The organism is Clostridium sp. TF11-13AC (assembly GCF_003481065.1).
Taxonomy (GTDB): Bacteria; Bacillota; Clostridia; order Lachnospirales; family Lachnospiraceae; genus Otoolea; species Otoolea fessa.
The window spans coordinates 330373-345078 of the sequence record NZ_QUKJ01000003.1; the positions used below are offsets into that span (position 1 = coordinate 330373).

9 protein-coding genes are annotated in these 14706 nt (G+C 47.4%); all 9 read right to left on the reverse strand.

What is annotated here, in order from left to right; translation table 11 throughout:
- Positions 1 to 7: 7 nt before the first annotated feature.
- Positions 8 to 1621: a type I-E CRISPR-associated protein Cse1/CasA gene (gene casA / locus DXD12_RS08880; RefSeq protein WP_118629455.1), complete on the reverse strand. Its 1614-nt coding sequence runs from the start codon at positions 1619 to 1621 to the stop codon at positions 8 to 10.
- A complete protein-coding gene (gene cas3 / locus DXD12_RS08885) occupies positions 1614 to 4283 on the reverse strand; it encodes a CRISPR-associated helicase Cas3' (protein WP_182432178.1) in 2670 nt (889 codons plus the stop codon). Before cas3 ends, casA begins: the two co-directional genes overlap by 8 nt.
- 455 nt (positions 4284 to 4738) lie before the next feature.
- Positions 4739 to 4948, reverse strand: coding sequence for a hypothetical protein (locus tag DXD12_RS08890; RefSeq protein ID WP_118467212.1), 210 nt, complete (start codon positions 4946 to 4948; stop codon positions 4739 to 4741).
- 155 nt (positions 4949 to 5103) lie between these two features.
- Positions 5104 to 6936, reverse strand: a complete 1833-nt coding sequence (locus tag DXD12_RS08895) for an ATP-dependent helicase (protein WP_118629451.1) — start codon at positions 6934 to 6936, stop codon at positions 5104 to 5106.
- Positions 6937 to 7217: 281 nt separating this feature from the next.
- Positions 7218 to 8675 carry a glutamate--tRNA ligase gene (gene gltX, locus DXD12_RS08900; protein ID WP_118638260.1) on the reverse strand — a complete coding sequence of 486 codons (1458 nt, stop codon included), beginning with the start codon at positions 8673 to 8675 and terminating at the stop codon, positions 7218 to 7220.
- A 162-nt stretch (positions 8676 to 8837) separates the two neighbouring features.
- Positions 8838 to 10193, reverse strand: a complete 1356-nt coding sequence (gene mgtE / locus DXD12_RS08905) for a magnesium transporter (protein ID WP_118467208.1) — start codon at positions 10191 to 10193, stop codon at positions 8838 to 8840.
- Positions 10194 to 10564: 371 nt separating this feature from the next.
- Positions 10565 to 11674, reverse strand: coding sequence for a hypothetical protein (locus DXD12_RS08910; RefSeq protein WP_118638114.1), 1110 nt, complete (start codon positions 11672 to 11674; stop codon positions 10565 to 10567).
- A gap of 3 nt (positions 11675 to 11677) precedes the next feature.
- Positions 11678 to 12871, reverse strand: coding sequence for an ABC transporter permease (locus tag DXD12_RS08915; RefSeq protein WP_118638116.1), 1194 nt, complete (start codon positions 12869 to 12871; stop codon positions 11678 to 11680).
- Positions 12872 to 12881: 10 nt separating this feature from the next.
- Positions 12882 to 14705: a zinc ribbon domain-containing protein gene (locus DXD12_RS08920; protein ID WP_118638118.1), complete on the reverse strand. Its 1824-nt coding sequence runs from the start codon at positions 14703 to 14705 to the stop codon at positions 12882 to 12884.
- Between the last annotated feature and the right edge of the window lies 1 nt (position 14706).

Here is a 14706-nt window from a genome sequence, read left to right on the forward strand (position 1 = left end):
CTCCTTGCTACTGCTCAAAGCATTTTTTCAATGACACCTTAAATATATTAAAAGCGCTTGAAGATGAATAATAAACTTTTCTTTCAACTCCATCCTTTTTTTCTTGTATTTCCCGCCCAACAAAAGCCTTATCTCCTGCTTGTTCAACATAGTTCATCCCAAGCTTTTCCGCTATCCGATATGCCTGAACTCTCCAGTCGTTTCGAATGTTCTCATAATATTCAGAATCACTCTCACCTATCGGATCCAATTCCTTTAACCATCTACGGAATGGTATATCTATCTGGTAAAAGTACTCTTCTTTTCCATATTGAGTTTTTTCACCTGAACAATCTCCTGCAGCCTTCTTTAAGTCTTCTGTTAAATGATTAACTATATTTGCTGCTTTTTCACATTTTTCAATCTCTTCTCGTATGATTCTTACCAATATTTTTCCATTTGCAGTTAATAATTCTGTATGAAATTCCAGGTAATCGCCAAGAACATCTTTTACAAAAAAGTCTTTGTCCCCATATTGTACCGAGGCTGTCTTAAAGCAAATGATATTCTTTTTATCAATCATTTTCTTATCTTTCAGCCAAGCGACCCACCTAAGCACACCCGGTGTTCTGTTTTCCTGATCTGACATAACAAGGTTTGAAAAGTCGCGCCACATCTGTTTTTCTGGCAAATGCCTTCTTGGCTGATAATACGGAACGGCATTTCCTTTCGGTTCATATTTTTTCCATACAGTCATTTGTTCCATATATGCTGCTTCTTTTGGAAAAAAATCACCTCCCAACACATAATAACCACTGACCCCTTGCACCTCTTTTTTTAGAAGAATTCTTCTGGATTGTACTGTCAGTAGCTCTGCCTGATTTGATGGGACCACAATTTCGGTTCTCTCCGCACTCTTAACTGTTTCTGCTTCCCACACAGGTTTTGGACTGTCCCAACATTCTTTATCTGAAATATTGACCACTACAAGGTTCAACATCAAGGTTTCAAATAAATTGCTTCCATCTGCATAAATTAATCCCAGTTTTCCAAGCCATCCGGTTCCGGGTGATGGAAGCCCCTTTTGCTTTGGCTTTGCAGATGTATCATCATATCCATTCAGATACAACAGCCATCTAGCTGCTTCTGAATCACTTAAAAATTTCTTTTCTTTTCCTGCACGATTTGAAAATAAGCGCAGTTTATTACTGCTCTCTGAGATTTCACCATTTAGCTTTGCTGCTTTACATTCTGTTCCAATAGCAGCCTTCGGCACCTGATAAAAGGGTCTGTTACTATCGTATAGATAAAAGCGTTCCTTCCACTTTGCTAAATATTCCCGAATCGGTTTCTCCGGAAGTTTTCCTTCATTCCAAATTTCTTCCCACCGTTCATATGCATCCTCTGTTTCTACAAGTTCGTCTTCATTTCCATCTGCATCATATCGATAAACAACTGTTTGCAATACTGCCAGAAGTAATCTTAATACTGCAACATCCTGCGTTGGCAACTCTCCAGATAATCTTCGATACTGGTGTGCATGGATCAGTGCATCTATCAATGATAGTTCCTTTACTTCTCCATTTTCCTGCATAACACAAACCCATGGTTCTTCTAAAAGATTGAATTTTTTATCATCCACGTTTCTCAACCTCCCATTCTAGACCCTTCTTTTCATCGTAAAACAGCTGGATTTCATCTAAACTCACGTGATTTGTCGTATCTAAAAATAATATTAACTCACCTTCCAGCATGGGACTGTTTTTCCACTCTTCTGTATGCCGTTCCATATCTATCCGTAATTGTTCTATCACACGTCCCACGCACCATGATTGCGCAAATCTTTGAGGAAGGCGGAGTTTTTGCTCTGATATTTCTCTGGCTTCCTCTATCGATAAAGTTTCCTTGAGATTGTATTTTTTCCCCTTTGATTTCCCAGCAATTATAGATGCAAAACCAGATTCTGCTTCTTTTACAACTATCACTTCTATTGATGGATTTCCATCCCTCACTGCTGCCTGTGCTTTTATATCGTCTAAGCCAACCGACTTATCCAGAAGCCCTACTAAAGTCCCTCCACATTTTCCTATCTCTGGTTTCTCCAGACAATATGGTTTCGCATTCTGTTTCCTAAGCATGCACTTCTTCTTATAATCTTCATATGCATTCTGAAAGCGTTGATTATCATCTGTTTCGCAATAAGTCTTCTGTACCAATGAGCAGATATCCGATGGAATCATAATCTTTTCCGGAAGAAGTGCTGATGTCTGCAGCAGCAGATATTCTCCATAAACCTCTGTCGCTCCCTTTTCCAGATTGTCTAACTCTGAATTCAATACTATGCATCTGGCACTTTCAAACATTTCTGGTCTTTTCCTCTCATGACGATGAAGACGACCAATTCTTTGCAATAAAAGATCCATTGGGCATAAATCTGTTATCAGTACATCAAAATCAAGATCCAATGATTGCTCCAACACCTGACTTCCAACTACAATCACCTCTCTTCTCTGCTCATTCGCCGAATGTTTTCCAACACAGTTCAAAATTTCTTTCTCATGTTCAAGTCGATCCGGAAGTATAAACTGCGAATGATCAATCAATACTTTTGCTTCCGGAAATTTATCCTGTATGAATTTTGCAATTTTCTGCACTCTTGAAACAGTATTTAATATAATTCCCATACACCCGCCATGTTTCAATACATTGCGGACTTCTTCTTCCAGTTGTTCTTCATTCTCTCTAACAATCTGAACAACCCTGTCTTTTTTATCATAAGGAATTGGTATTAATTGTACTCGTTCGTGATCTGACCATGAAATCAACGGGTATGAAGTTGTTTCCTTAATCAAGACATTTTTACATTTTTTCTTTCCGGCATATGCCTGCATCAAAGCCAATCGTTTATCCCCAGGGAGCGTAGCTGACAAAAGAATTACCGGAATATGATAAATCCCCAGCCACTGCAAAATACGTTCCAAATATGTATTCATATAAGGATCAAATGAATGGCACTCATCAATCACTGCAACTTTTCCTGCAAGCCCCAGATGACGAAGCATCACATGTTTCTGCATCAATGCTGCCATCAGAAGCTGATCGATTGTGCCAACCACAATATCGGATAACATTCTTGTTTTCTTTCCTCTAAAAAAGCTATGAACTATCAAAGCATCCTGATCATCGTCTTCTATGCAGACATCCCCATATTCCAGTTTTCTAAAATCTTCATTTAATTCCGCATTGGAATGATAAAGCTGGATCGAAACCTGATTAACATCTGACTGACCTGTTAGCCAGGAACTGATTCTTGTAAACATGGCATTTGTTGTTGCCTGTGATGGGAGAAAAAAGGCAATTCCTTTTAAATCGAAACGATTCATAAGAATCTCAGCTGCTGCCAGAGCCGCCTCCGTTTTTCCTTCTCCCATTGGTGCCTCCAGAATGATCAATCCTGGTTTTTCCATTCTGGCTGCAACACCATACATTTCCTTCTGTACTCGATTTGCAGTAAAATGGAACCTCTCTTCAAAAAAATCCTCCTGTTTCCACGCAGAACCCATCAAACATCCATCCGATAGGTTAAGATGTCTCATTGCATTCCTTGACCGATTATTATCATATGGTTCTGGATCATCTGTTACAGATAACAACGGAAAATAATAGCTGTTGCTTGCAATCCAGTCTGCCATAATCAAAAGTCCACAAAAAAGCATCTGAGCTGCTTCCGAAATACCTGAAATTTCTTCCTTTTCCGAATATCCCGCCTCTTCTAATGCCCATTTCAAGAGTTCCTCTTGCATTTTCCGCCATATAGATTTTTTATCTCCGTATTTTTTTCGCTCTAATGTTAATTCATCGATTGCGTCATCATCCATATTATTGGGTTCGGGAGATCCATGGTGTGCACCTACAATTGCTGCCACTGATTCCGGATATCCCATTGCTCGAAGAAGGACAGCCCCTGCATGTGCATGTTTAATATCCATCTGTGTTTTATTCAAGTTTGTTTCAATTCCGGCCGATTCTTGAAAACACCTGATGTCTGGAAGCTGTTCCAATATTCTTGTCTGGAATGCCGGAATACCTTTCCCTATATCATGCAGCAATGCGAGCAGTTTTGCTAATCGTATTCCCTCTTTTCTCGAGATCTCCATCTCATCATACACAGACCCCGGTAGCCATCTGCTCGCCAGGTATTCTATAACTCCAGCTGTGTCTTTTAAGTGGTCTAACAGCGGAAGCCACAAATTATCATTCTCTTTGCTGGCTTTTGCTGCAAGCAAGCGAATTTCAGGAATCATATATTCCCTCCTCACCAACATACATTTTTAAATTAACCATTCTTATTATATATTAGCACTCTGACCATCATTTATAAATCATTATTTATATTTTGCAAACTACTATTTGTTTTTCCTTTTTGCATAAATATGCTCACTTCTCTGTTCTTCACGTTCCTATCCGTTTTGCCATCTACAGATTATCAATCTTCACAGTGAGATAGTTTTTTGCAAAATCATCTGAACTTCCATAAATCAATCATATCATACTTTCCCATATATAGTAACCGCCAATCCGACAGATGTCGTATATATAGCCCACATAAAATCATCCATACAGTGATACTCTTTTCCAAAAAAGAAAAGCGGCTGCCCCCCGCTCAACCGCTTTAAATAATTCTTTTACCTATTATCTTCCTGCTTCTTCATCCCAGCTGCCGTTGACTTTTTCCATCTTTCTTCTGCATAGTAATTTTTTACAATACCAATTTTGCTATCAGCCAAACTCCGGCAATTCCCAAAAGCACCACCGAAAATGCCGCCGACAGTCCAAACACCAGTGTTCCAACTGCCAGTGAAATGATAAATCCAGCCAGACTCAGAACAGCTCCAAGGAGTCTTCCGCAGACACTTAAAAGCAGACCGACCACTTTAAAAACGACTACTAAAAATATAATTGCAAACAAAATCGGCGTACAACCGCCTCCTACCTATTTTCTTTTTCACCTTACGTTATGCTTCACGATAAACATATGCCAGAGTGCATCTCTGACTGACGATAGTATAGCTATTTTTCTGCCATTTGTAAATCTTATTATTCTCCCGTTTTCCGAATTTTTCTCTACGACTCCCGCCCCAGATACTCCCACACAAACCGCGATACTTCCGCCTTTTTATGGTACCTCTCCCGCACCGCATATACATGCAGCCGGGTCTTTGCACGCGTCATTGCCACATAGAACAGACGTCGTTCTTCCTCCATATCCTCGTCCAGCATCGCGCGGCTGTGCGGCGTGATACCTTCATTGGCATCGAGAATATAGACAATGGGAAATTCCAGCCCCTTGGCACTGTGCATCGTCGCGAGCGTGATCGCATCCGTCTCCGTCCGCCGCTGCGCCGCCTGCCGGAGCAGTTCCTCCTTGTATGCCTCGATGTGTGCAAACCACTCGTCAAAGGTCTTGAAACCCGCCGCACTTTCTTTTAACTCATCGGCAGTCTCTAAAAGTTCCTCCGGCCGCATCCGCCGGAATGCCGCATACTCGATCAGATATTCATCGTATCCCATGCCCTGGCGGATATAATTGACGGCTGCCAGAGGTGACATCCGGGCGATGGCCCGCAGATCCCCTTCCAAACTCTCGATCCGCTCGGCAATCCAGTCTTTCTCCGCATAGAATGCCTTCATCTTCTCGAACGAAACCGTCTCATCCGGCATCGCATCCCGGCTGATATAACGCTTCGGACGGTTGATGACCTGCAAAATATCTTCCCGCGCCCGGCTTCCCAGGGCGATCCGGATATAGGTCAGGATATTTCGCGAAATCCAGTGTTCATAGAGGTTCGGCACCGTATCCCGTGTCCGGAAGGGAAGGTTGTATTCCATCAGCTTTTCCATCAGAAAACGAGGACCAGCATTGGTCCGGTATAAAACTGCGATATCCCCCGGCCGCACTCCCGACTGCAGATACAGCTGTATCTCCCTGGCAATGGCCAGATTTTCTTCCCCCGGATCCTGCCAGAGCTTCGTAATCACATTTTTTCCATGCCGTCCCGCTGTATGGATGGCCTTCGAAAAACGTTTCTGATTTTCCCCGATCAAGCGCAGAGCCGGTGCCACGATCTCCTCGGTGCTTCGGTAATTCACATCCAGAAGAATCCGTCCGGCACCCGGATAATCCCGCTCAAATCCCAGCATAATCTCCGGTTTGGCTCCCCGGAACCGGTAAATCGACTGGTCATCATCGCCCACGATAAAAAGATTATCTTCCGGCTTGGCTAACATCCGCACGATCTCATATTGAAGCCGGTTGATGTCCTGAAACTCATCGATCAGGATGTACCGATACCTCCTCTGCCAGGCAGACAGGATATCTTTTCTTTCCGTAAAAAGTTCCAGACATAGCACCATCATGTCATCGAAATCGATGAGTCCGGCCCGTCGCATTTTCTCTTCATAGCCTGCATAGAGCTGACGGAAAACTGCATCCGGACAGTTTTTGGAATAGTAATGTTCCAGTGCAATCCTCTCTCCCTTGACAGAGCTTATCTCACTTAAAATGGAGGCTGCAAACTCATTTTCATCCTCCGGCTCCAGACCTCCGGCCTGAGCCAGCTCCCGGACAAACTGCATCTGCTGCTCTTCCCGGACAATATTGTCAGCGGTATATCGGTATGCCAGCTTTAAGATCCTAAAAAAGATCGAATGAAACGTGCCAAAGGTGACTCTGGAGCCGCCGCCGGTCAATGCTTCATACCGCTCCCGCATCTCCTCGGCTGCTGCCCGGGTAAAGGTAATCACAAGAATATCCCCCGGATCGATTCCGTACTCCTTCGTCAGATACTGGACCCGATGGGTGATCACCGTTGTTTTCCCTGATCCCGGTCCCGCCAGAACCATCATGGGACCATCTTTATGCATGATTGCCTGTGTCTGTGCTTTACTGAATGCCATTTCCTGTTTCCTTACTCCACAATTCAAGAATATCTCGGCATATTTGCTTCGAAATTCGCATTTTGACGTGCAAGACATCCTTCTGCCGCGCATCTGAAGCAAATCTGTCAAGTACAAATGTAAGAAAAGTGCGCCTTGGAATGTATTTCTCACAAAGCGCACCTTTTCACTGCTTTTCATGCATCTACGATACATGAAAAAGCAGTTGTTTATTTACTACCTACTGATTTAATCTGCGAAGCCAAACTTGCTTCAAGTCGAACATCGACGGTTACGACAGCCTACTGCTGTGCCTCCAGAAGCTCAATCCCCTTCTTGATACGGCGGATGGACTCCTCCTTGCCAATCACTTCCATGATCTCGGTCGCGCCTGCCGGCGTCATCTGCTTGCCGGATACAGCGGTACGGATCGGCCACATTACAAAGCCGGTCTTAACGCCCTCTTTGGATACATACCCGGACAGCGCCGCGTACAGGGCGTCATTGGAGTAATCTTCCTGTGCTTCCAGAATCGGCAGAACATCTTTTAATACCTTTAAGGATGTCTCCAGATTGGTCTTCATCTTCTTGTGAACATACATCTGCGGCTCATACTCCGGCAGTGTTTCAAAGAAATCGATGTGTCCCTCGATATCCGGGAAAATCTCGATTCTCGTCTTAACCATCGCCGCAATCTTCTTCAGATCCAGATCCTTAGTGATTACTTTCTTGATGTACGGCTCTGCCATCTCATAGAACTTATCAAAATCCATCGCCTTGATGTACTCGCCGTTCATCCATTTCAGTTTTACCATATCGAAAACCGCCGGAGATTTACTGATATTCTTGTAGTTGAACTCTTTTACCAGCTCGTCTAAGGAGAAAATCTCCTGATTATTTTCCGGTGACCAGCCAAGCAGGGCAACGAAGTTGACAACTGCCTCGGAAATGAAGCCCTGATCGATCAGATCCTGATAGGAAGAATGACCGCTTCGCTTGCTCAGCTTCTTGTGCTCCTCGTTCGTGATGGTCGGGCAGTGCACATAAACCGGAACCTCCCATCCGAATGCGTCGTACAGACGGTTGTACTTCGGAGAAGAAGACAGGTACTCGTTACCGCGGACTACATGGGTGATCTGCTGTAAATGATCGTCCACCACATTTGCGAAGTTGTAGGTCGGGAATCCATCCGATTTGATTAAAACCATATCGTCCAGCTCGGAGTTATCTACGGAAATATCCCCGTAAATCTCATCGTGGAAGGTAGTCTTTCCCTCGGTCGGGTTGTTCTGACGGATGACAAACGGCTTTCCTGCCTTTAAGTTTGCCTCTACCTCTTCCTTGGAAAGGTGCAGGCAGTGCTTATCATAGGTCATAATCTCTTCGCCGTTTACTTCTCTCTTTAAGCTGTTTAAGCGTTCCTGATCGCAGAAACAGTAATAAGCTTCGCCTTTATCGATCAGCTTCTTAGCATATTCCATGTAGATGCCCTGTTTCTGACGGTCGCTCTGTACATACGGGCCAACCGGACCTCCGATGTCCGGACCTTCGTCATGCTTCAGTCCGGTATCGCGCATCGTATTGTAAATGATCTCGGTCGCGCCTTCAACGAAACGCTCCTGATCGGTATCCTCGATTCGCAGGATAAAATCGCCGCCCTCATGTTTTGCAATCAGGTATGCGTATAATGCAGTTCTTAAGTTTCCTACATGCATTTTGCCTGTCGGGCTCGGTGCGTATCTGGTTCTGATCTTTGTCATACTTTTCACACGGCTGTCTGGAAGCTTATGTTCCAAACAGTTTTTCCTTTCCTAGAAATAATTAAAATATTGGAATTATAAAATAAAGTAACTGTTCCGTAAGTCTGCGCATTTACTGCGCTGACCATACGAAAACATGGGCCAGCAGGCAGGTAATTTATATCACGCCTTCATATTCAGCAAATGGCAAGCCAGCTGGAAATAAATCATCAGGCTGCACGCATCCACGATCGTTGTGATCATCGGCGACGCCATGATCGCCGGGTCGAGATGGATCGTCTTCGCCGCAATCGGAAGCACACATCCGATCGTCTTCGCGATGATAACCGTGCAGAACAGGCTGATAACTACCGTCAGGCAGATGAGTACCTGCCCCGGATACTGGATCATCAGACGCACGAAATTGACAAGCGCCAGAGAAAGTCCACAGAGCATTCCCACGCGGATTTCTTTCCACATAACTTTCAGAATATCCGCCGGTTCTACCTCGCCGACCGCCATACCACGGATGATCATCGTGCTCGCCTGGCTGCCGGAGTTTCCGCCCGTATCCATCAGCATCGGAATAAACGTAACCAAAAGCGGAATTACCGAAAAGGCATTCTCATATTTTAACAAAATACCGCCGGTCACCATACTGCTCAACATCAGGATCATCAGCCACGGAATACGATTTCTCGCAAGCTGGAACACGCCCGTCTTCAGGTACGGCTTCTCACTCGGCAGCATCGCCGCCATCTTCTCGAAGTCCTCCGTCGCCTCCTGCTCCATGACATCCATGACATCATCGACCGTGATGATGCCGACCAGACGGTCTTCGCCGTCCACAACCGGTAAACTCAAGAGGTTGTACTCATTGAACGTCTCCACAACCTTTTCCTGGTCTTCCGTCGTATACGCCTTGATCACATGCGGATCCATGATATCGCCCATGAGCGCCGCATAATCATTCATCAGAAGATCCTTGACCGTCACAACGCCCTCTAAGCGGCGTTTTTCATCCATGACGTAGCAGGTGTAAATCGTCTCCTTGTCCACGCCATATTTCCGGATATAATCAAATGCCTGCTCCACCGTCATATTTTTCTTGAGTCCCACGTACTCCGCCGTCATGACGCTTCCGGCGCTGTTTTCCGGGTAATTGAGGAACTGGTTGATCAGTTTTCTCGTATCCGGGCTGGAGTTCTGAAGTACGCGCCGCACGATCGTCGCCGGCAGCTCCTCCAGCATATCGACCGCATCATCGACATACAGGTCATCAATGATGGCACGCAGCTCATTATCCGTAATACTGGTAATGATGTGCTGCTGCTGTTCGACTTCCAGACAGGCAAATACCTCCGATGCCAGCTCTTTCGGCAGCATACGGAATACAACGACCGTCTTTTCTGAATCCAATTCTTCGATAAATGAGGCAATATCCACCTCATTCATCTCAACCAGCTGGCTTTTCAGCTCCCGGTACTTCTTCCCGGACAGCAGAGCCAGCAGCTCTTCTTTCTTCTCTTCTTCTAACATTCCCGTCTCCTTCCAAAATATTGTCATTTTGGAAATCGGACAGGCTGCTCCCTTCCTGCTCCTGCACACAGGCAGAATGCCGGAAACTTATCCACAGATGCGGCAGTGTACACAAGGAATCCGCTGTTTGCAGCTGTCATTCCTGCAAATGCATGTGTACGCTGCCTTCGGTTCTGGGTAGCTGCCGTCTGATTCCGCCTTATGACTCCGGCTTTCCATTGTGTTCACTCCTCTCCTGATTTTCTCGCATGAAAACATCCGGCAGATTGATGCTCGATACCGGATGTCTCTTTTTATTATAATAATTGAATGAAAAAATAGCAATCTTTTTATCGAAGTTATCCAAAAAAACGTTATTAAAAAGTAATTGTTCACGGGTAGACACTTTGGGAACCGAAAATGCCGCTCAGATACCACCACGGCGGCAGCAGCTTTCGCACACCCGCGGCTCCCGGCAAAAAGAGCGAAGCGTCAAAAAAGATCGGACAGAGCAGGAGGCTCGCAAGGATAAACACCGGAATCAGCGCCGCCAGAAATCCCGGCTTCCGGCAGACTGCCAGGCATCCAAAGGCATATATAGTCACGAAAACTAGATAAAAAAGCAGCTTTCCCGCCTCTAAAAGCGGCTCTGCCCCATTTCCCGACGCCAGAAGTGCCGCATAGGCCGAAATGGATGCTAAAAATACAAACGCCGCGATCTCCGCCGTCTGCAGCAGCCACCGCTCTCGGCTCCGGACCGCCGCATAAAGCCCGCGCTCTGCATCCTCGCCCGCCATGACAGCTGCCGCCAGCCCCATAATAAAAAGGAATACCGCAGTCAGCCCGCGCACCGGAAAGACCACCTTCATCGCCCCTGTCTGCAGTGCCGTTCCTCCCTGTAAGGTCTGATAATCAAAGGTAAAGGTGCTTCCGTTGCTGCGGTATTTTTCATAGAGTTCCAGCAGCATGCCGCACGCCTTTTCCCGCGCCTCCGTCGTCTGGCAGCGCGCCATCACCGTCTGGAATGCCGCTCCATTTTTCCCATAGTCTGCCAGCAGTTTCCGCCCGTACACCTCGAACAGTTCAGAAAATATCTTTTCTGATATAATTTTCTCTGCCACTGTGGATGGCGACACCAGCACGCGGACCGCACGGGTATAACGCCCCTCGTCCAGCCGTTCTTTTAATCTCTCTGGAAACAGGTAGGCGCACTCCGCCCGTCCGGTCATAACCGCCTTCTTTGCCTCTTCCTCCGTCCCGCACGGATAAAAGAAAAATGAACTGCTCTCTTCCGATTCCAGTCTTTCTGCAAGCGCCTGATTCCACGCATCCGTTCCCGGACAGAGCGCCACCGCGATCCGCCCGGAATCCCGTTTTTCCACCTGATGGAGCACGCCCATTCCCAATGGAAAGATCAGAAGAAACAGGAGGAACACCGGGCGGTAAAGAGCCCGCCGCAGCGTCATTCCAAACATACAGAACCACCACGCCAGCTTCCGCATCCGTCAATCCCTCCTTTTTCCGGCGGCAAGCGCCAGTGCAAAGCATGCCAATGCCGCCGCAGCCAGTTTCCACAGCACCGGAAACGCCCCTGTCTCCTCGCCCGAAGCGATAAAGCGGATTCCATCCATCCAGAGCGCCGTCACCGTCATATTTCCGACTTTCTGAACCAGTTCCGGCAGAAAGACGGACGGGATGATGCCGCCCGCCAGAAAGAGAAATACCACATTGACCGCAAACAACGTCAAAATCGCCGCTGCCGAACTTCTGCACACCTCATAAAACAGCAGAATCCACGCCGAAACTGCCGCGCAGGTCAGCCCCCACGCCGCCAGTTCTTCCCGCCCCGCCAGCGCATATCCCTTCTGCACCGCCCAGCCATAGCCGCCCGCCGTGACTGCCATCAGAAGAAGCGTCATGCACAAGCATTTGCAGAAAAGCGGATACCACCGCCGGATCCCGATGCGCCGAAGCCCCTGTTCCAGCGCTTCCGTCTGGGGAGCCAGAAACGGTGCTGCCGGGATTCCGGTAAGAATCATCAGAAATACAATCCCCGAAATTCCATAAAAGACCGCCGTCGATACATTCCCTGCAGCGCTGACCGTTTTCTTCCGGAAAAGTGCCTCGCGGTTCATCGCATATTTTAAAAAGATACGGTTCAAATCCTGTTCAGACACCGAAATCTGTTCCGGCACTCCCTGGATATTTAAACATTCATTTGCCGCGTAGATCGCCGCCTGCGAAGTGCCAAGCATCGAACTGCCCGACTCTGCCAGTTCCCGGAAAACGGCGCCTTCCAGCCCGCTCTCATCCGGAAACCAGATCGTGGCTGGCTGGTTCGTACCGTCCAAAATGCCGCGCGCCATGCCGGACGGCACCTCGAAAACCGCTTGAAGCTCCCCGCTTTTCATCTTTTGGAACGCTTCATCGTGTTCCAGATACGAAAAGCCGCAGAGACTTTCCACGCTGTCCAGCGAGGCAATCATTTTGGTTATCTTTTCCGAAAGCGCATCGTCCTCCGGAAGCACCACGCCCACCTCAATTTTCTTTAAAGATGTTTCCCCATATAAAACCTTAGACGCCGAAAATGCCGCCATGCCGACGAGCAGCACCATCACCGCCAGCCCTGCAAAAAAACACGGCAGCTGGCGGAGCAGGCGCTTTCCGGTCAGCAGCAGATATATCATATATGTTCGCATTTTCCGCCGCCTATGACATGACTTTCAGGAGAATTGCGAACAGGTTGCCTGTTATCTCCGTTGTGACCTGGTTATAATCCTCCTCGGAGGAAGCCAGCACATCAAATGGAACGCCGTCCGGCTGCGCGATCTCATCCTCCAGCGGGTTGACATAATAGGAACCGGCAAATTCAACATAAGAACTGCTTCCATTTAACAATGTAGTTTCCAGACGCAGGGAATCCATATCGATATGGACGCTCTCGCCCTTCGAAAGCTCGCTGACCGCGCCATTCGCCGTGAGCGACGCCTGAGACGCACCATTACTCTGCAGATCCAGCTTTACCTCATAGCTGCCGTCCGCGATCTGATAGTCGCCATCCAGGATAAACTGGTATTTCTCTTCGTCGCCTTGCAGGGTCGCAATTACCTGACCACTCCAGCTCTTTCCAGCCTCGTAAGCGCCTGTTTTATCCAGGGAAACCGTGATAATCTGACCGTCCGAATCCTCAATATTTAACGCCCCATTCACATTCGACAGCATGTTGTAACCGCCGCCAAAGGAAACATCGCCGTAAAAACGGACATTTTCTTCCTCAACCGTTGCATCCGTCTCATAGGAAAATCCAGCCATTTTGCCATCTTTTCTCACATAGACATCCATCGTCACATCCCCGATGGTATTTTCCATTCCCTCTACCAGATTGTCCAGCACCGCTTCCGCCTGCGCCCAGAGTTCCTTCTGCTGTTCCTCCGGATCCACGCTCTCTCCGTCCCCGTCCGCTGCATAGATGCTGCTTGCGTCGCCTGCCAGTTCCAGATAGCGCACCACATCCTGTTTGAGTGTCTCATCATTCAGGAAAAATTCTCTCGTCGTCTTTGCAAAGCGAATCAGCGCATCCTTCGGCAAAGTCACATGGTAACCGCGGCAGTTCTCGCTCTGTCCGTCGATCGTAAACTCTTTTTTGTCATTCTTAGTGACGGTCATAGCCGTTTTGAGGTCATCAATCGCCTTACTTCCCTCTTTGTAGCGGTTCCAGAGTGCTTTCAGATCCATCATCGGCTCCTCGTCCGAAAGCGCCGCCTTGTACTGTCCCAGATAATTTGCCAGCCCCTCAATATCAATCCCCTGCTCTTCGAGCTTCTGCGCCGCATACGGAGAATTAATGAGCTGTCCTTCCAGATCATTGACATAGTCAAGGGTAAACATGCGGCTGGAAAGTGCCGGAATCGCCGCCATGATCTGTGTATCATCCATGTAAAGCTGTGCGTCCGCCAATTCTCCGCCGCCATACTGCAAGGAAAGATTTAGCAGCTGCCGTCCGCTGTCCACATCGCGCTTCACATCCAGACCGATGCCCGCACCGCTCATCTGGTTCAGGGATTCATCGGAAATACCTGTCATGCTTAATTCCATCCCCGTCTGCGCGGATCCCTTCTGTAAAAGTTTTTCCAGCTCTTTCGTCCCAAAGATCTCCTCAGACGGATTTAACTGCCCTTCCGCCGTGATGCTCTTGAACGCATCGATCACTGTGTCCTTCGGGTCTGCCTGATGGCTGAGCATCACACCGCCGCCGACCACGACCACCGCTGCGGCTGCTCCGACTGAAATGAGCCATTTCTTCCTGCCAGAACCATTTCCGCCCGTTCTGCCACCGTCACTGCCGTCTGCAGCATTTCCACCGATTCCGCCGCCAGCACCAGCGGATCCGCCTGCACTGGTTCCATCCGCTGTGTCAGATGCGGCCGTAAGCGCCTGCGCCGCTGCCTCTGCCGGGTTTAGCGGGGTTGAATTGTTTGACATGTTTGTATTGTTTGCATTGTTTGTGTTGTTTGTGTTGTTTCCCTCTTTCACC

Excerpts from the sequence above, each read along its gene's own strand:
- cas3 (WP_182432178.1), bottom strand. The coding sequence starts at position 4,283 with ATGATTCCTGAAATTCGCTTGCTTGCAGCAAAAGCCAGCAAAGAGAAT.
- DXD12_RS08895 (WP_118629451.1), bottom strand. The coding sequence starts at position 6,936 with ATGGCATTCAGTAAAGCACAGACACAGGCAATCATGCATAAAGATGGT.
- gltX (WP_118638260.1), bottom strand. The coding sequence starts at position 8,675 with ATGACAAAGATCAGAACCAGATACGCACCGAGCCCGACAGGCAAAATG.
- mgtE (WP_118467208.1), bottom strand. The coding sequence starts at position 10,193 with ATGTTAGAAGAAGAGAAGAAAGAAGAGCTGCTGGCTCTGCTGTCCGGG.
- DXD12_RS08910 (WP_118638114.1), bottom strand. The coding sequence starts at position 11,674 with ATGCGGAAGCTGGCGTGGTGGTTCTGTATGTTTGGAATGACGCTGCGG.
- DXD12_RS08915 (WP_118638116.1), bottom strand. The coding sequence starts at position 12,871 with ATGCGAACATATATGATATATCTGCTGCTGACCGGAAAGCGCCTGCTC.